The sequence below is a fragment of the Streptomyces sp. JNUCC 63 genome, from assembly GCF_054366325.1.
Genome location: NZ_CM135963.1, coordinates 2,313,793 through 2,330,606 on the forward strand (window position 1 = coordinate 2,313,793; position 16,814 = coordinate 2,330,606).

Consider the following 16,814-nt stretch of genomic DNA (forward strand, 5'->3'; position numbering starts at 1 on the left):
GGCTACTTCTCCTGCTTCTCGTCGACGCCCGCTTCGGCGCCGCTCATCTCGTCCTTCTCGCCGTCCTTCATGGTGCCGGCGAGTCCCTGCAAAGCCGCCCAACGGATGTCGACGGCGTCGTGGTGGTGGTCCGGGTCGTCCGCGAGCCGCGCTCCGCAGTGGGAGCACAGGCCCGGGCAGTCTTCCTGGCACACCGGCTGCATCGGCAGTGCGAGCACCACCGCATCGCGCAGCAGAGGTTCGAGGTCGAACAGTCCGTCCTCGAGGAAGAGCCTGTCCTCGTCGTCCTCGTCGTCGGCGGCGTTTTCGTCGGACCGTGCGATCCCACGGCCCCGCTCGTCGGCGTCAGGGTACGAGAACAGCTCCTGGAAGTCCGCTTCGAGATCAAGCCCGAGCGGCTCCAGACACCTTACGCACTCCCCCTCGGCCTGTGCACGGGCGGTGCCTGTGACGAGCACCCCTTCCATGACCGACTCGAGCCGGAGTTCGAGCTCCACCGGGGCGCCTTCCGGCACTCCGATCACTCCCTTGAGACCGAGGTCCCTGGGCGCGGGGGCCGTGCGGGTCAGGCGCTGCAGCGCGCCGGGCCGCCGCCCCAGCTCGTGCGTGTCGAACACGAGAGGGTTGCGATGGTCGAGGCGGGCGTTGTGGGCCATTCCTGCTTTCGGTTTCCGAGCTCGACGGGACGCCGACCCGGAGATGTCCCCGGGCAGCGCAGATCGCGGACGTACTCGCGACCGAAGAGCCAGGATACTGGACCTTTCGCTCTCGTCCCAATCCGGTGCTCGGTGGCCGGTGACCGGTGTCCGCCTACAGGCCGCGGCCCTGCTCGTAGGCGCGCAGCTGCTCCGCGCTGATCATGCTGGTGTCGAAGAGGCTGGTCTCGTCGAGGGCGTGCGCCTGCGGCTGGGCGTAGCCGTGGCGGTCCTGGTGGTCCTGGTGCTCCTGCTGGGCCTGGTTGGGGTCGTACGGCTGCTGGTGGGGGTCGTAGCCCTGGTAGGCGTACGACGGGTCGGCCTGCTGGTAGCCGTACTGGTCCTGGCCGCCGTAGCCCTGCTGGTAGCCGCCGTACGGGTCGGTCTGCGCGGGCTGCTGGTAGCCGTAGGCCGGCTGTGGTTCGTACTGCGGCTGGGCGGGCTGCTCGGCGGGCGCGGCCGGGGCCGGGGCCGGCGGGGTGTCGGCGAGGGCCGCGAGGTCGGCGAGATAGTCGGCGTCGCTGGAGTGCTGGACGGTGGTGGTGTCGTCGGCGAGGGCGCCGAGGTCGTCGGTGGCGATGCGGCCGTGCAGCTTCTGCCGGCCGCGGCCGACGGCCTCCAGGGTCTTGGCGAGGACCGCCTCGAAGGCGCCGAGCTTGGTGTCGACGTACGCGTCGGCGTTGCGGCGCAGGGTCTCCGGGTCGTGGCTGCGCTCGGGGGCGTCCTCGTCCTCGTAGCCGTCCTCGTCGAGGCCGGGTCCGGTGCCGAGCAGCTTCTCGCGGCCGCGGCCGACCGAGCCGAGGGTCTTGGTGAGGACGACCTCGAAGTTGGCGAGCTTGGAGTCGACGTAGTCGTCGGCCTCGGCGCGGACCTCCTCGGCCTCCTGGCGGGCCTCGGCGAGGATCCGGTCGGCCTCGGCCTGGGAGCGGCGGGCGACCTCGGTGCCGGAGATCAGCGAGCCGCGCTCGGCGTGCGCGCTCTCGATGATCCGCTCGGCCTCGCGCCGGGCCTCCTCGACCATCTGGTTGCGGTCGCCGATCAGCTCCTGCGCCTGCGCGAGCGAGCCGGGCAGGGCCTGGCGCACCTCTTCGAGCAGCGCGAGCAGCTCGGCGCGGTTGACCACGCACGACGCCGACATGGGCATGGACCGGGCGCTGGAGACCGTGGCCACGATCTCGTCGAGCTTGTTCTGCACGTCCACCGTGTGCTCGCCACTCTCTACAAGTGTGTTGGACTACCGATGTGTCGGAGACCGACGGGACGACTGTACGGCCATGAGGTGATCGCCGGACACCGAGTGACGGGCCGTCGGCGGTTCAGTCCTTCCTCAGGCGCCGGGTGAGGGCGTCGAGGACCTGCGGCGGCACCAGGTGCGAGACGTCGCCGCCCCAGGTCGCGACCTCCTTGACCAGGGAGGACGACAGGAAGCTGTAGGTGGGATTGGTGGGCACGAAGAGCGTCTCGACGCCGGAGAGGCCGTTGTTCATCTGGGCCATCTGCAGCTCGTAGTCGAAGTCGCTGACGGCGCGCAGGCCCTTGACGATGGCGGGGATGTCGCGCTGCTTGCAGAAGTCGACGAGGAGGCCGTGGAAGGCCTCGACCCGGACGTTGCCGTACTCGGCGGTGACCTGGCGGATGAGGTCGATCCGCTCGTCGATCTCGAACAGGCCCTTCTTGGACTGGTTGATCATCACCGCCACGTACACCTCGTCGTAGAGGCGGGAGGCACGGGCGATGATGTCGAGATGTCCGTTGGTGATGGGGTCGAACGACCCGGGACAGACGGCGCGGCGCAACTGGGATCCCTCGCTCTCCGGTCCGGTCATGGTGTGTGTTCGCTCGTAGAGGCGGCGCGACCGTACCAAAACGTCCCTTCGCCGTAGCGACGGGCCCGGATCGCATCGAAGCCGTGCGGCCACCCGAATTCGCCGCCTCTGGTGCTGCGCTCCACGGTGACGAGGGCGTCCCCCGTGAGCCACCCCTGGGTGCGGAGTGTGAGCAGAATCTCGCGAAGATCGGCGTCGGTGACGGCGTACGGAGGGTCGAGGAAGACGATGTCGTACGGCTCGTCCGGCGGCGGGGAGTGGACGATCTGTTCCGCTTTGCCCGCCCGCACCTCGGCGCCGGGCAGGCCGAGTGCCCGCACGTTCTGACGGAGTGTGCGGACCGCGCGCGCGTCGGCCTCCACGAGCAGGGTGTGCCCGGCGCCGCGGGACAGCGCCTCCAGGCCGACGGCTCCCGAGCCGGCGTACAGGTCCAGGACCCGTTCGCCGCCCAGCGGGCCGCCGAGCAGGGACTGCCAGGTGGAGAACAGGCCCTCGCGCGCCCGGTCGGAGGTGGGGCGGGTTCCGTGGCCCGGCGGTACGGCGATACGGCGTCCACCGGCCCGGCCGGCGATCACGCGGGTCATGTCCTTGGTCCTTGTCGGTGCGGTCCGGTCCTGGTGCGGCCCGGTCCTGGTGCGGCCCGGGTTCTGGCCTGTTCCCAGTCTGTCAGTCCTTCTCCGGGTGCCTGTCAGCCTCCAGGCATCCGTCAGCCCTTCTCCAGGTACTGCTCCCGCTCGTCGTCCAGCAACGCGTCCAGGGCCGTGCGCAGTCCGGGCAGGTGCTTCAGGTCCGGATCGGCGGCGACCACGGCGGCGGCCTCCTCGCGGGCCTCGGCGATGATCTCCTCGTCGTCGATGACGGCGAGCACCCTCAGGCTGGAGCGGGCGCCGGACTGGGCCTGGCCGAGGACGTCGCCCTCGCGGCGCTGTTCGAGGTCGATGCGGGAGAGCTCGAAGCCGTCGAGTGTGGAGGCGACCGCGTTCAGCCGTTGGCGGGCGGCGCTCGCCTCGGGCATCTCGGTGACCAGCAGGCACAGGCCGGGGGCGGAGCCGCGGCCGACGCGGCCGCGCAGCTGGTGCAGCTGGGAGACGCCGAAGCGGTCGGCGTCCATGATCACCATCGCGGTGGCGTTCGGCACGTTCACCCCGACCTCGATGACCGTGGTGGCGACCAGGACGTCGGTCTCGCCTGCGGCGAATCGGCGCATGACGGCGTCCTTGTCGTCGGGCTGCATGCGGCCGTGCAGCACCTCGACCCAGAGCCCGCGCAGTGGTCCCTTGGCGAGCTGGTCGGCGATGTCGAGGACGGCGAGCGGCGGGCGCTTCTCGGCCTCGTCCTCGGGGGACTTCTTCCGTGCGCCCTTCTTGGCGTCCTCCTCCTCGTCCCCGATGCGCGGGCAGACCACGTACGCCTGGTGGCCGCCTGCCACCTCCTCGCGCACCCGTTCCCAGGCCCGGGCCAGGAAGTGCGGCTTGTCGGCGGCCGGGACGACATGGCTGGCGATGGGCGAGCGGCCCGCCGGGAGCTGGTCGAGGACGGAGGTCTCCAGGTCGCCGAAGATCGTCATCGCGACCGTGCGCGGAATGGGGGTCGCGGTCATGACCAGCAGGTGCGGTGGCTGCTTGCCCTTGCCGCGCAGGGCGTCGCGCTGCTCGACGCCGAAGCGGTGCTGTTCGTCCACGACGACCAGACCCAGGTCGTGGAACTGGATCTTGTCCTCGATCAGCGCGTGCGTGCCGATGACGATGCCGGCCTCGCCGGTGGCCAGGTCGAGCAGGGCCTGCCGCCTGGCGGCGGCGCCCATGGACCCGGTGAGCAGCACCACCTTGGTGGCGTGCTCGGCCCCGCCCAGCATTCCCCCCTCGGCGAGCTCCCCCATCATCTCGGTGACCGACCGGTGGTGCTGCTGGGCCAGCACCTCGGTGGGCGCGAGCATCGCGGCCTGCCCGCCGGCGTCGACGACGGCGAGCATGGCGCGCAGGGCGACCATGGTGTTGTGGGTGACTGTGAAGTTGTCGGTGACGTAGGCATGGCTGGGATGCGTGACGCTGATGCACTGCACAGGCTTGCGCCCCACATACTCGACTGCCCGGACTCCGCGCCGGAACGTGTTGTACTTCGGTCGTGGACGAACGCGGTCTGCCTTGCGCGTGAGCCGGAAGGGAGCGTACTCGTCGGGCAGTGCCACGGACACGTTGAAAGCGGATCTCTCGGGCAGGACACGAGCCCGGCCGCCCAATGACCGCACGAGCCATGCCACGTCGTCTGCCAGCCTGCGCGAGGCCGAGCACAAGGAGATGCTGAATCCGTCCTGGTCGATGGTCCCGTCGGTGTCCAGGAGCCCCTGCAGGAGCGCGAGACGGTTCTTGACCGACGTGTTCTTGAACTCCGCGGGGATGAACTTGCCGTGGGACGTCAGGCCCCAAAGGCCCATGTCACGCAGGGACTGGATGACGGGGTTGCGCACACCCACCACACGCTGAGCCAACTGGATCGTGTAGTCGCACCGAGAACCCGTCACCGGGACAAGACGGCACTCAGGAGCCACCGCGTCGGCCACTGCGTCACGGATCTCGGCATCGATCGTGGACAGCCGCAGATTGTGCCGGAACGAGCCGTCCCCCAGAAGCAGTCCGAACAGGTAGGGATCGAGCGGAAGCCCCGAGTCGCCACCAAGATCGACCGGGACCGCCGCCGGGATGTACCACTTCGGCGATCCGTTGGCCTTGAGCGCGTCGCTGCGGATCTCCCGCGTGGTCAGCACCTTGGGCGGCTGCCCTCGATGCCAGCCGCAACTGGTACCGACGATCCAGAGGTGCTCGTCGTCGCATTCCACGGAACTTCCGTCGGAAAGCACCATACGCCACACATCGCGTTCCCCCTGGGGAAAGACCCCGTCCACCGGAGCGACCTCTCCGGACGGCACAATGACCTCGTCCCCCACCCGCATGTCGCCCATCCGCCGGAACCCGCTCGGCGTGAGCACCAGCGAGTCCAGAGGCTGGGCCTTGCCCGAACCCACCTCGCCCTGGAGCAGGCGGTGCATCGGGTGCTCGGTGGCCAGGTCGTCGAAGATCTCCTCGGAGACCTTCTGCTGGCCCTCGGTGAGGGTGAAGGGCAGGCGGTCGTCGAAGGCGGCGAGGAGACCGTCGGGCCCGGGTCGGCGGGGGACGGCGGGGAGCTGGGTGTCCGCGTGGCGGCGGCGGGCGAGGGCGACCTGGAGGACGAAGGCCTCGTCCCACTTCAGGCGGGCGCGGGCATCGGCGATGTCCGCCTTGGTGTGCGGGCGGTGGATCTTGAGCAGGGCCTCGGGCAGGGCGACCAGGCCGCGGCCCGCGCGGAGGGTGTCGGGCAGCGGGTCGACGGCCTCCTGGGCGCTGGGCAGGACGGTCTGGACCGCCTTGCCGATCTTCCAGGACTCCAGTTTGGCGGTGGCCGGGTAGATGGGGATGAGGGCGCCGGCCCAGCTCTCGACCGCTTCTCCGGTGTCCTCCTTCAGCAACTCGTACGCCGGATGGGCCAGTTGGAGCCGCCGGTTGAAGACGGAGACCTTGCCCGCGAACATCGCGCGTGTGCCCGGCAGGAGTTCCTTGTGGGGTTTGTGCACGCCGTTGCCGAAGAAGACCAGTTGGATCCGGCCGCTGCCGTCCGTGATCGTCACCTCCAGGCGCTGGCCCTTGCCGCGGGGCGCCCGGGAGGAGGCGAAGGTGTGCAGGCGGGCGTCGGCGACCTGGGCGACCACCGTGACGTGCTCGTCCATGGGCAGGTCGGCGAGGTGGGTGAGCCGGCCGCGCTCCTCGTATCTGCGTGGGTAGTGGTGGAGGAGGTCGCCGACGGTGTGCAGGCCGAGATGCTCGGCCATCACCTTGGCGGTGGCGGGGCCGAGCACCGATTTCAGCGGTTGTTCCAGTGGTTCTTGCAGTGCGGGCACGAGATCCATTGCACACCACGGCACTGACAATGCCGTACACGTCCCGGGAAACCCCTGGTCAGTCGATCCGTCCGGGACCCAGGACGATGCGCTCCGGCCTCCTTCCGCGGTCACCGCCCAACCGGGGCCGCCCGATCCCGCGCCGACGCGAACGTCCCCCACCGGCCCTGCGACGATGGACTTCCAGACCTCATAGTCAGCACAGCAGTCATCCCGGACACCTCATTCATTCCCTCGCCCCAGTCGCGCTGATCGGCACGGCGACCGAGTTGTTGTACGGGCAGGTGTTGCTGATGACGCAGCGCCCGCTGCGGTCGAATGCCGGCGGACATGCTGGGCCGGCCGCACGTCCGTCGGCCTCCATGGAGAAGTGGCTCGGCGAGACGGAGCACCTTCACCGGCTGGCCGACCACTCCGAACGTGCCGTGCGCAGTGCCGAGTTCAGCGTCGCCCGGCACCGGTCCGAGCAGCAGCACCACACGATCCCCGCCCATTCGACCGCCGAGTCACTGAGCCGCGCGGGCGAACTGTGGCGCTCCCTGGGCAGCGTGCATGGCGTGGTCCGCGCTCTGCCCGCGTGTGGCCGGCGTTGCACACGGAGGCCGGGCTGGACGCGGCACGGGAGCTGATGCGGGTCGCCGTCAGGGAGGGCGAGGACGCGCGAGACGCGGCGGCCTGCCAGTGGTTCGTGACCGAACTCGGCCACACGCAACGGCAGTTCGGCGACCTGATCGCCCACTCCGCCGACGACGTGGAGGACGAGGTGTTCAAGGCCGCCTTCGAGGAGGCCGTCTCCAGGACGGAACAGGCGGTCGCCGTCCTCGCCCTGCACGAGCGGGCCCCGGCGGAACCCGCCGCCGAGTGGCCGGCGGCCGACCTGGAACGGCCCGCCGAAGCAGCGGCACGCACGCGTGGCGACCTGGCGGCCTACGAGGACGCGGACGCCGAGGAGGGCCTGGTGCGGGTCCGGCGGACGAAGGCCGAACGGTTGCTGCGAGTCTTGGGGGAACCGTCGGAGGACTGAGCGGTCGGAGGGCCTGGGGGTACTTGGCCCGCTGAGCAGCAGCGCGCCCTCAGCGGTGCCGCCCCGCACGAACGGTGCGGGACGGACCGGGCCGCGGGCAGAAGGAGGCGGAGAGACGACACGCCCGGGTGGGCTCAGGGCAAGCTGTTGCTGCGCAGCAGGGTGGGGGCGGTGAGATCGGTGTCCTCGGGCAGGACGTGCAGCAGCCGGGGCCACAGTGCGCCGGGCACGCACCGGCTCACGGCGCACACACCACGCGAACCGGGTCCGGGCGAGGCGTTGGTCGCCGTGCGGTCCGTCGGCCCGCCGGCTCCCATGAGCCCGGCTGCTACTCCACCCCGATGAGCAGCGGTGCTCCCTGCCTGCCGCCCCGGTACACCACCGTGTCCACGGCGAGGTACGACTCGCGGACCCGGGCCTGCAGGCGGTCGGCGACGGAGTCGGGGACCTCGTCGTCGAGAACCAGGGTGACCAGCTCGCCGCCGGCCGCGAGCATGCGGTCCAGGACGGTCTCGGCGGTGGCCGTGACGTCCTGGCCGATCACGGCCACGTCGCCGTCGACGAGGCCGAGGACGTCACCGGCCTGGCAGATGCCGGCCGTGGTCCAGGACCGGTGCTCGGCGACGGTGACCTCGGCGTAGCGGGTGGCGCCGGCCGCCGAGGTCATCGCGACGACGTCCTCGTCGAAGCGGCGCCCGGGCTCGTGCACGGCGAGGGCGGCGATGCCCTGCACGGCCGAGCGGGTCGGGATCAGGGCGACGCGGACGCCCTCTCCGCGGGCCTGCTCGGCCGCGGCGGCCGCGGTGTGGCGCAGTTCGTCGTCGTTGGGCAGCAGGACCACCTCGCGCGCGTGCGCCCGCCGTACGGCCTCCACGAGCTCGCCGCTCGCGGGCGGCTCCCCGGGGCGGGCGAGCACCGCGGTCGCCCCGGCCTCGGTGTACAGCCCGGCCAGGCCCTCGCCGGGCACGACGGCCACCACGGCGCGCTGGGCACTCTCCCGGGGCGTCCGTACGGCCCCGGTGCCGTGCGCGTCGCCCGTGCCGAAGTGCGTGATGCGGATGCGGTGCGGCCGTCCGGCCTCGACGCCCGCCTCCACGGCGGCTCCGGCGTCGTCGACGTGCACGTGCACGTTCCACAGCCCGTCGCCGCCGACCACGACGAGGGAGTCCCCGAGCGCGTCGAGCCGCTCGCGCAGCCGGGCGACGGCCGCGTCCTCGGCGTCCAGGAGGTAGATCACTTCGAAGGCGGGACCGGCCGAGGACCGGTCGCAGGTGCCCGGCGCGTCGTCCTCGGCGTGCCCCGGGCGCGCGTGCGGCACGGTCGGCAGGGCGCCGGCCACCGGACCGGCTCCCGGCGGGGAGGCGGGCTCTCCCGGCAGCTGTCCCGTGAGCGCCTCCACCAGGGCGGCGAGCACCGCCACCAGCCCGCGCCCGCCGGCGTCGACCACTCCGGCGCGCTCCAGGACCGCGAGCTGGCCGGGGGTCGCGGCGAGGGCCGCGCACGCTCCCTCGTAGGCGGCCCGTGCGACCGTCCCGCAGTCGCCCTCGGCGCCGGTGGCCGCGTCGGCGGCCGCCGAGGCGACCGACAGGACCGTGCCCTCCACGGGATGCGCCACGGCCTGCCGGGCGGAGTCGGCCGCGTGCCGCAGGGCCAGGCACAGGCCGCGCCCGTCGGTGTGCGCGCACTCGCCGTCGGCGGCGAGCACCTGGGCCATGCCGCGCAGCAGCTGGGCGAGGATCGTCCCGGAGTTGCCGCGCGCGCCGATGAGCGCCCCGTGGGCCATCGCCCGCGCGGCGTCGGCCAGGGTGGGCCCCCCGGAGCCGGCCCCGCCGTCCACCTCGTGCGCGGCGAACACGGCCTCCACGGCCGCGACGGCGGACTCCACGGTCAGATACAGGTTGGTGCCGGTGTCCCCGTCGGCCACGGGGTAGACGTTGATCGCGTCGATCTCCTCGCGCGCGCGTCCCAGCGCCCGCAGTGCCAGACCGCACCAGGTGCGCACCGCCGGCGCGTCGAACGTCTGCGGCACCTGCGCCACTGCGCCTCCCTGAGCTGCTGGACTGGACGCAGCGTAGACCCCGGGGCGGTGCGGGCCGGAAGTGGGCCCGGGCGGGCCCCGGAGCCACCATGGTAGTTTCGCTGTACGGACGCAGCCGTTGTATGCTGCTCCGGTTGCCCGATCCTGTCGGGCTCTCCCCTGGCAACGCCACTCGGATCTCGAAGTGCTCCCCGAGCCTGAGATCTGGATCCCGGCATGCCGGGATCCACCGTAAGTGCATCTGAAGTCTTTGGAGTGACCCGTGGCTGCCAACTGCGACGTCTGCGGCAAGGGGCCGGGCTTCGGCAACAACATCTCGCACTCGCACCGCCGTACGCCCCGCCGCTGGAACCCGAACATCCAGCGTGTGCGTACCGTGGTCGGCGGGACGCCGAAGCGCGTGAACGCCTGCACCTCGTGCATCAAGGCCGGCAAGGTCTCGCGCTGACGCACAGCAACAGCTAAGCGCGCGGCCACCGCTGGTTCGCTGCACTGAGCCGGTCCACTTCGGTGGACCGGCTTTTTGCCGTACCCGAGAACAGCCGGGGCCGCTGCGCGGCTATCCGGCCGCGTGCGGCTTGTGGAAGGTCCAGCCGTGGTCCACGGGGCCGATCCCGCCGCCGAGCGCGAAGCCGGCCGCGATGGCCCCGGTGACGTAGCTCTTGGCCGCCGCCACTGCCTGGGGCACGGACTGGCCCTTCGCGAGCTGCGAGGCGATCGCGGAGGCGAGGGTGCAGCCCGTGCCGTGCGTGTGCCGGTTGTCGTGGCGGGGGGCGCGCAGCCAGTGTTCCTCGGTGCCGTCGGTGAGCAGGTCGACGGCCTGGTTCCCGCCCTCCCGCCCGGCGTCCCCGGCCAGATGGCCGCCCTTGATCAGCACCCACTTCGGCCCGTACGCCAGCATGGCCTCGGCCGCGTCCCGCAGCCGGTCCTCCGACCCGACCCGTACGCCGGTCAGTTGGGCCACCTCGTCGAGGTTCGGGGTGGCGACCGTCGCCGCCGGCAGCAGTTTGGTCCGTACGGAGTCCAGCGCGGAGGCGGCCAGGAGCGCATCGCCGTGCTTGGAGACGCCCACCGGGTCGACGACCGCGGGCGCGTCCGTTCCGGCGAGCAACTCGGCCACCGCCTCGACCAGTTCCGCGGAGGCCAGCATCCCGGTCTTGACCGCCTGGACGCCGATGTCGTCCACGACACTGCGGTACTGTGCCCGCACGGCCTCCACCGGCAGCTCCCAGGTGCCCTGCACGCCGAGGGAGTTCTGCGCGGTCACCGCGCTGATCACGCTCATGCCGTGCACACCGAGGGCGAGCATCGTCTTCAGGTCGGCCTGGACGCCGGCGCCGCCCCCGGAGTCGGAGCCCGCGACCGTCAGGACGCGAGGAGGAGCCGCGGTCATGACTCGATGTCCCCGAAGTGGTCCCAGCCGCCCTTCCTGGTCCACGGTGCCCCGTCGACCGTGACCTGGGGCAGCGCCGAGGGGTTGAGTACTTCGCCGATCACTTTCCAGCGGGCCGGCAGCTTCACGTCCGGCGGGAAGGTCGCCACGATCGCGTGGTCCTCTCCCCCGGTCAGCACCCACTGCAGCGGGTCGACGCCGACGGCCTGCCCGATGTCGTTCATCTGCGAGGGGATGTCGATGGCGCCGGAGCGGATGTCGATGCGGACCTTGCTGGCCTCCGCGATGTGGCCCAGGTCGGCGATCAGCCCGTCGCTGACGTCGCACATCGCGGTCGCGCCGAGCCCGGCCGCCGCGGGGCCCGCGTGGTACGGCGGCTCGGGGCGGCGGTGGGCCTCGACGAAGGCGCGGGGCGAGCGGAAGCCGCGGGAGAGCACCGCGAACCCGGCGGCGGACCAGCCCAGCCAGCCGGTCACCGCGACCAGGTCGCCGGGTTGTGCGCCGGCGCGCGTCACCGGCTCGTGGTTGCGCAGATCGCCGAGTGCGGTGATCGACACCGTGATCGTGTCGCCGCGCACCACGTCTCCGCCGACCACGGAGGCGCCGGCGACCTGGCACTCGTCACGCAGCCCGTCCATCAGTTCGGTGGGCCAGGTGACCGGGAGTTCCGCGGGCACGACCAGGCCGAGCAGCAGCGCGGTCGGCACCGCGCCCATGGCGGCGATGTCCGCCAGGTTCTGGGCGGCCGCCTTGCGGCCCACGTCGTACGCCGTGGACCAGTCCCGGCGGAAGTGCCGCCCCTCCACGAGTATGTCGGTGCTCGCCACGACCCTGCGGTCGGGGGCGGCGACCACCGCGGCGTCGTCGCCGGGGCCGACCCGGACCGCCGGGGTGGTGGTGAGACGGGAGGTGAGCTCCCTGATGAGCCCGAACTCCCCGAGCTCACCAACAGTGCCCTTCATTGCCCTTTCGCCCCTTCTTTCCCTGTCCGTTCCCGGTCGCGCGTCGACGCGGTCCTCGTTACGGTCAAGATGACCGTCAACTTCTGTCCTACCTGCACCCGGCACGCGCGTCGCGGCCTTCGCGGGTCTCCCCGCGACGCGCGGCGACGCGATACCGTGGCTTCCCTTTCCCCACATGATCCTCGTGGTCGCCCTGGAGGTTCCGTGGTACAGGCGTACATCCTGATCCAGACGGAGGTCGGCAAGGCGTCGACCGTCGCTGAGACGATCAGCAAGATCCCTGGGGTGATCCAGGCCGAGGACGTGACAGGACCGTACGACGTCATCGTGCGCGCCCAGGCCGACACGGTGGACGGCCTGGGTCGCATGGTGGTCGCGAAGGTCCAGCAGGTGGACGGCATCACACGCACCCTGACCTGTCCGGTCGTGCATCTGTAGCCCCCGTCTACCCTTGGCCGGTGAGCTCTTTCCGTCACCGGCTTCTCGGCCTGCCCGTCCTCGCCCTGCTGATCGCCGCCACGGGCTGTTCCTCGAGCGACGACAGCGCCACCGTGGCGGTTCCCAGCCCGGACGCGGCGGTCACGAAGCTGTGCCGAAACCTGGACGGGGCGCTGCCGCGGACGGTGGACGGACTGAGCCGCGAGGACCCCCGGCCCGCCTCCGCACTGACCGCGGGCTGGGGAAGCCCGGCGATCATACTGCGCTGCGGGGTTCCGCGGCCCGCCGCGATGGATGATCCGGAGGCCGATGGGGCGGAGGTCGACGACGTCGGCTGGCTGCTGCAGAAGCAGGGCGACGGATCGTTTCGCTTCACGACGACCCTGCGGCTGGCGTATGTCGAGGTGACGATCCCCGCGGAGCGCTCCGCGCACGGTGTGGCGCCGTTGGTTTCGCTGGCGCCTGCGATCAGGAAGACGATTCCTGAGGGGATCGCTGACTGATCGCCGTGGGCGGCGCGGGTCGTCTGTCGGCTACCGGTCGTGCGTGGTTGCTCGCGCCCACGCGGCGGAGCCGCATATTGGACACGGCCCCGCGCCCTTTGGTGGGTCAGCGCAGGCCCGTTGAGCGGCGCAGCGCTGCCTGGATCAGGAGGTCCACCAGCTCGGCGTAGCTGATTCCGCTCGCCTGCCACATCTGTGGGTACATCGAGATCGGGGTGAAGCCGGGCATCGTGTTGATCTCGTTGATCACGAACTCGCCCTCCTCGGTGAGGAAGAAGTCCGCGCGGACCAGCCCCTCGCAGGAGGCCGCCTCGAAGGCCTCCACCGCGAGCCGCCGCACCTCGGCGGTCTCCTCCTCGGTCAGCGGGGCGGGGACGACGCCGGGCGTGGAGTCGATGTACTTGGCCTCGAAGTCGTAGTACGCGTGCGACTCGGCCGCCGGGATCTCGGCCGGCACGGAGGCCCGTGGGCCGTCCTCGAACTCCAGCACCCCGCACTCGATCTCACGGCCGCGCACCGCGGCCTCCACGAGCACCTTCGGGTCGTGCCGCCGGGCCTCCTCGATGGCCTCGTCGAGGCCCGAGAGGTCGTCGACCTTGGTGATGCCGATGGACGAGCCCGCGCGCGCGGGCTTCACGAACAGCGGCCAGCCGTGCTCGCCGGCGAAGTCGACGATCTTCTTGCGGGCGGCCGCCTGGTCCTGGGTCCACTCACGGGGCCGGATCACCACGTACGGGCCGACCTTGAGCCCGAAGGAGGTGAACACCCGCTTCATGTACTCCTTGTCCTGGCCGACCGCCGAGGCGAGCACCCCGGAGCCCACGTAGGGCACGCCGGACAGCTCCAGGAGGCCCTGGAGGGTGCCGTCCTCGCCGTAGGGGCCGTGCAGCACCGGGAAGACCACGTCGACCTCGCCGAGCGCCTTGGGCACCGAACCGGGCTCGGCGTAGACGACTTCGCGGTTGGCCGGGTCGACGGGGAGCACCACGCCGCCCTCGCTCGACTCGGCGAGCTCGTCGACGCTGGGCGTACGGCGATCGATGATCGCCATGCGCTCCGGGTCGTCCGCGGTCAGGGCCCAACGGCCGTCCCGGGTGATGCCGATCGGCAGGACCTCGTACTTGGACCGGTCGATGGCGCGCAGCACCGCGCCGGCGGTGACCACGGAGATCCCGTGTTCGGAGCTGCGGCCACCGCAGACGACGGCCACGCGTGGCTTGCGGGACGGCTGCTCAGGGCTCTGGGGGAGGTTCTCGGTGCTCATATCGCGATGAGAGTACCTGTTGGCCAAGGCGCGAGTCAGTGTGGGAAACGCGGCGTCGCTCAGCGTCGCTCGGGCTTGGCGCTGCGCGACATCAGCTCCTTGAGGGCCACCACCGGCGATTTGCCCTCGTGCACGATGCCGACGACGGTCTTGGTGATGGGCATGTCGACGCCGTGGCGGCGGGCCAGATCCAGCACCGACTCACAGGACTTGACGCCCTCGGCCGTCTGCCTGGTGACCGCGATGGTCTCCTCGAGGGTCATGCCCTTGCCGAGGTTGATGCCGAAGGTGTGGTTGCGTGACAGCGGCGAGGAGCAGGTCGCCACCAGGTCGCCGAGGCCGGCGAGTCCGGAGAAGGTCAGCGGGTCGGCGCCCAGCGCCATGCCCAGCCGGGTGGTCTCGGCGAGGCCGCGCGTGATGAGCGAGCCCTTGGCGTTGTCGCCGAGCCCCATGCCGTCCGCGATGCCGACGGCCAGGCCGATCACGTTCTTGACCGCACCGCCGAGTTCGCAGCCGACGACGTCGGTGTTGGTGTACGGCCGGAAGTACGGGGTGTGGCAGGCGCCCTGGAGCCGCCGGGCCACCTCCTCGTCGGTGCACGCCACCACGGCGGCGGCCGGCATGCGGGCGGCGACCTCGCGGGCGAGGTTGGGCCCGGTGACCACGGCGACGCGGTCGGCGCCGACCTTGGTGACGTCCTCGACGACCTCGCTCATCCGCATGGTCGAGCCCAGTTCGACGCCCTTCATCAGGGAGACGAGGACCGTGTCCGGGGCGAGCAGCGGCAGCCACTCGGCGAGATTGCCGCGCAGGGTCTGGGAGGGGATGGCGAGCACCGTGAAGTCGGCGTCGCGGGCGGCCTCGGCGGCGTCGGCCGTGGCCCGCAGGTTCCTGGGGAGTTCGACGCCGGGCAGGTAGTCCGGGTTGGTACGGGTGGAGTTGACCGCTTCGGCGAGTTCGGCGCGGCGGGCCCACAGGGTGACCTCGCAGCCGGCGTCGGCGAGGACCATGCCGAAGGCGGTGCCCCACGACCCGGTGCCGAACACGGCCGCCTTGACCGGGTTGCTCACGTGCCCTGCCCCTCTTCCTGCACGGCTTCCACGGCCGGCTCCTGCTGTACGGCCGACGCGGCCCTGCCCTGGGTCTGCGCCTCGGTGCGGCGGCGCTGCTCGATCCGCTCCCGGCGCGGGTCGTAGGGCACGGCGGGCGCCTTCTCGCCGCGGATCTGCTCCAGCTGGCGGGTGATGGCCGCCATGATGGCCTCGGTCGCCTCCTTCAGCAGCTCCGGGGTCACCTCCCGGTCGTAGAAGCGCGAGAGGTCCACGGGCGGACCGGCCAGGACGTGGTGGGTCTTGCGCGGCAGCAGGTCGGGCTTCTTCGCGTAGGGCGGCAGCAGTTCGTTGGCGCCCCACTGGGCGACCGGGATCACCGGGCACTTGGTCTGCAGAGCGACCCGGGCGGCGCCCGTCTTGCCGGTCATCGGCCAGCCGTCCGGGTCGCGGGTGAGAGTTCCCTCGGGGTAGAACGCGACGCACTCGCCGCGCTCCACGGCGTCGATCGCGGCGCGGAAGGCGCTCAGCGCGTCCGTGCTCTCGCGGTAGACGGGGATCTGTCCGGTGCCGCGCATCGCGGCCCCCACCATTCCCTTCTTGAAAAGCCCGCTCTTCGCCAGGAATCGCGGCACGCGTCCGGTGTTGTACTGGAAATGCGCATAAGCGAAGGGATCGATATGCGAATTGTGGTTCACCGCGGTGATAAATCCACCCTCGGCCGGAATGTTCTCCATTCCGCGCCAGTCCCGCTTGATCAGAACCACCAGAGGCGGTTTGCAGATCACCGCTGCGAAGCGGTACCAGAAGCCGATTCTGCGGCGGGACACGCGGACACCTTCCTCTAGGGCTGCCACCTGGACCGGGGGCCGCACAAGTGTCGCCCCAGGCCGCCTGTCTGTCGAGGACACCGTACGCCCGCCCGTCACCCACCACCGCCCTTGCAAGGAGCTTCGCGCCCCTCCCTCTCCCGTGCGGCCCGAGGGTCCGGGGGACAATGGCGGCCACACGAGAGGGACGGAACGCCGGTGCAGTGGACCTTGGTCATCCCCCTGAAGCCCCTGACCCGGGCCAAGAGCAGGCTGTCGGACACCGCCGGCGACGGGGTGCGGCCGCGCCTCGCCCTGGCCTTCGCCGAGGACACGGTGGCGGCCGCGCTGGCCTGCCCGGCGGTCGCGAATGTGGCAGTCGTCACGGACGACGGCGTGGCCGGGCGGGAGCTGGCGGCGCTGGGCGCCCGGATCGTGGCCGACGAGCCCCGCGCCGGGCTGAACGCCGCGCTCACGCACGGAACGGCGGTCGTACGGTCCGCACGTCCCGAAGCTCCCGTTGCGGCCCTGAACGCCGATCTCCCGGCGCTGCGGCCCGGGGAATTGGCCCGGGTTCTGCAGGCGGCCGCACAATTCCCGCGTGCCTTTCTCGCGGATTCGGCTGCGGTCGGCACGACTTTGCTGGCGGCGGCTCCGGGCCGTGCGCTGCTCCCGGCTTTCGGCACCGATTCCCGGGCCCGGCACCGGGCGTCCGGTGCGGTGGAACTGTCCCTGGACGCGGTGGAGTCCGTACGCCGGGACGTGGACACCGGGGACGACCTGCGGGCGGCGCTGGCCCTCGGGGTGGGACCGCGCACGGCCGCCGCGGCGGCGCGGCTGCTGATCCCCGGGCAGTGAACCCCGAGCCGGGGAACGCGAGGG

16 protein-coding genes are annotated in these 16,814 nt (G+C 71.6%); 5 read left to right on the plus strand and 11 right to left on the minus strand.

The genetic code is table 11. From position 1 onward, the window contains the following. Positions 1 to 2: 2 nt before the first annotated feature. From ACX25U_RS10335 to ACX25U_RS10355, 5 genes are all read right to left on the minus strand, one after another. Positions 3 to 656, minus strand: a complete 654-nt coding sequence (locus tag ACX25U_RS10335) for a YceD family protein (RefSeq protein WP_454390826.1) — start codon at positions 654 to 656, stop codon at positions 3 to 5. A gap of 154 nt (positions 657 to 810) precedes the next feature. Further along, positions 811 to 1,896 carry an ATP synthase F0 subunit B gene (locus ACX25U_RS10340; RefSeq protein WP_454390828.1) on the minus strand — a complete coding sequence of 362 codons (1,086 nt, stop codon included), beginning with the start codon at positions 1,894 to 1,896 and terminating at the stop codon, positions 811 to 813. Between the two features lie 115 nt (positions 1,897 to 2,011). Next, the gene (gene coaD / locus ACX25U_RS10345) at positions 2,012 to 2,491 is read right to left on the minus strand and encodes a pantetheine-phosphate adenylyltransferase (RefSeq protein WP_454394194.1); all 480 of its coding nucleotides are present in this window, start codon (positions 2,489 to 2,491) and stop codon (positions 2,012 to 2,014) included. A 26-nt stretch (positions 2,492 to 2,517) separates the two neighbouring features. Next, positions 2,518 to 3,105, minus strand: coding sequence for a 16S rRNA (guanine(966)-N(2))-methyltransferase RsmD (gene rsmD / locus ACX25U_RS10350; RefSeq protein WP_454390830.1), 588 nt, complete (start codon positions 3,103 to 3,105; stop codon positions 2,518 to 2,520). A 122-nt stretch (positions 3,106 to 3,227) separates the two neighbouring features. Then, the gene (locus ACX25U_RS10355) at positions 3,228 to 6,461 is read right to left on the minus strand and encodes a helicase-related protein (protein WP_454390832.1); all 3,234 of its coding nucleotides are present in this window, start codon (positions 6,459 to 6,461) and stop codon (positions 3,228 to 3,230) included. A 568-nt stretch (positions 6,462 to 7,029) separates the two neighbouring features. Between ACX25U_RS10355 and ACX25U_RS10360 the strand changes: the two genes are divergently transcribed. Next, complete coding sequence (locus ACX25U_RS10360; protein ID WP_454394880.1) at positions 7,030 to 7,476, plus strand: hypothetical protein; 447 nt, start codon at positions 7,030 to 7,032, stop codon at positions 7,474 to 7,476. 328 nt (positions 7,477 to 7,804) lie between these two features. On the opposite strand, the gene ACX25U_RS10365 is transcribed toward ACX25U_RS10360, so the two are convergent. Further along, complete coding sequence (locus ACX25U_RS10365) at positions 7,805 to 9,514, minus strand: DAK2 domain-containing protein (protein ID WP_454390834.1); 1,710 nt, start codon at positions 9,512 to 9,514, stop codon at positions 7,805 to 7,807. 262 nt (positions 9,515 to 9,776) lie between these two features. Between ACX25U_RS10365 and rpmB the strand changes: the two genes are divergently transcribed. Beyond that, complete coding sequence (gene rpmB / locus ACX25U_RS10370) at positions 9,777 to 9,962, plus strand: 50S ribosomal protein L28 (RefSeq protein WP_004924906.1); 186 nt, start codon at positions 9,777 to 9,779, stop codon at positions 9,960 to 9,962. A gap of 111 nt (positions 9,963 to 10,073) precedes the next feature. Here the strand turns inward: rpmB and thiD are convergent, their stop codons facing one another. Both thiD and ACX25U_RS10380 read right to left on the minus strand, forming a co-directional pair. Continuing rightward, entirely contained in the window at positions 10,074 to 10,907 is an 834-nt protein-coding gene (gene thiD, locus ACX25U_RS10375) for a bifunctional hydroxymethylpyrimidine kinase/phosphomethylpyrimidine kinase (RefSeq protein WP_454390836.1), read from the minus strand. After that, positions 10,904 to 11,869 (minus strand): thiamine-phosphate kinase, encoded by a 966-nt coding sequence (locus tag ACX25U_RS10380; protein ID WP_454390838.1) that lies wholly within the window; start codon positions 11,867 to 11,869, stop codon positions 10,904 to 10,906. The genes thiD and ACX25U_RS10380 overlap by 4 nt, the downstream gene beginning before the upstream one ends. Positions 11,870 to 12,073: 204 nt before the next feature. On the opposite strand from ACX25U_RS10380, the gene ACX25U_RS10385 reads away from it, so the two are divergent. Further along, positions 12,074 to 12,307, plus strand: coding sequence for an Lrp/AsnC family transcriptional regulator (locus ACX25U_RS10385; RefSeq protein WP_111002102.1), 234 nt, complete (start codon positions 12,074 to 12,076; stop codon positions 12,305 to 12,307). A gap of 20 nt (positions 12,308 to 12,327) precedes the next feature. Further along, complete coding sequence (locus ACX25U_RS10390; RefSeq protein ID WP_454390840.1) at positions 12,328 to 12,810, plus strand: DUF3515 domain-containing protein; 483 nt, start codon at positions 12,328 to 12,330, stop codon at positions 12,808 to 12,810. 106 nt (positions 12,811 to 12,916) lie between these two features. Here ACX25U_RS10390 and ACX25U_RS10395 read toward each other — a convergent pair whose 3' ends face one another. The 3 genes from ACX25U_RS10395 to ACX25U_RS10405 are packed head-to-tail and all read right to left on the minus strand — an operon-like array spanning position 12,917 to position 15,953. Next, entirely contained in the window at positions 12,917 to 14,074 is a 1,158-nt protein-coding gene (locus ACX25U_RS10395; RefSeq protein WP_454390842.1) for a D-alanine--D-alanine ligase family protein, read from the minus strand. Between the two features lie 59 nt (positions 14,075 to 14,133). After that, positions 14,134 to 15,144, minus strand: coding sequence for an NAD(P)H-dependent glycerol-3-phosphate dehydrogenase (locus ACX25U_RS10400; protein WP_454390844.1), 1,011 nt, complete (start codon positions 15,142 to 15,144; stop codon positions 14,134 to 14,136). Further along, the gene (locus ACX25U_RS10405; RefSeq protein WP_454390846.1) at positions 15,141 to 15,953 is read right to left on the minus strand and encodes a lysophospholipid acyltransferase family protein; all 813 of its coding nucleotides are present in this window, start codon (positions 15,951 to 15,953) and stop codon (positions 15,141 to 15,143) included. The genes ACX25U_RS10400 and ACX25U_RS10405 overlap by 4 nt, the downstream gene beginning before the upstream one ends. Before the next feature lie 198 nt (positions 15,954 to 16,151). On the opposite strand from ACX25U_RS10405, the gene cofC reads away from it, so the two are divergent. After that, positions 16,152 to 16,790, plus strand: coding sequence for a 2-phospho-L-lactate guanylyltransferase (gene cofC / locus ACX25U_RS10410; protein WP_454390848.1), 639 nt, complete (start codon positions 16,152 to 16,154; stop codon positions 16,788 to 16,790). The last annotated feature ends 24 nt before the right edge of the window (positions 16,791 to 16,814 follow it).

What these genes read in the sequence shown, in the direction of transcription:
- ACX25U_RS10380 (WP_454390838.1), bottom strand. Translation starts at nt 11,869, where the DNA reads ATGAAGGGCACTGTTGGTGAGCTCGGGGAGTTCGGGCTCATCAGGGAG.
- ACX25U_RS10355 (WP_454390832.1), bottom strand. Translation starts at nt 6,461, where the DNA reads ATGGATCTCGTGCCCGCACTGCAAGAACCACTGGAACAACCGCTGAAA.
- thiD (WP_454390836.1), bottom strand. Translation starts at nt 10,907, where the DNA reads ATGACCGCGGCTCCTCCTCGCGTCCTGACGGTCGCGGGCTCCGACTCC.
- rsmD (WP_454390830.1), bottom strand. Translation starts at nt 3,105, where the DNA reads ATGACCCGCGTGATCGCCGGCCGGGCCGGTGGACGCCGTATCGCCGTA.
- ACX25U_RS10395 (WP_454390842.1), bottom strand. Translation starts at nt 14,074, where the DNA reads ATGAGCACCGAGAACCTCCCCCAGAGCCCTGAGCAGCCGTCCCGCAAG.
- ACX25U_RS10335 (WP_454390826.1), bottom strand. Translation starts at nt 656, where the DNA reads ATGGCCCACAACGCCCGCCTCGACCATCGCAACCCTCTCGTGTTCGAC.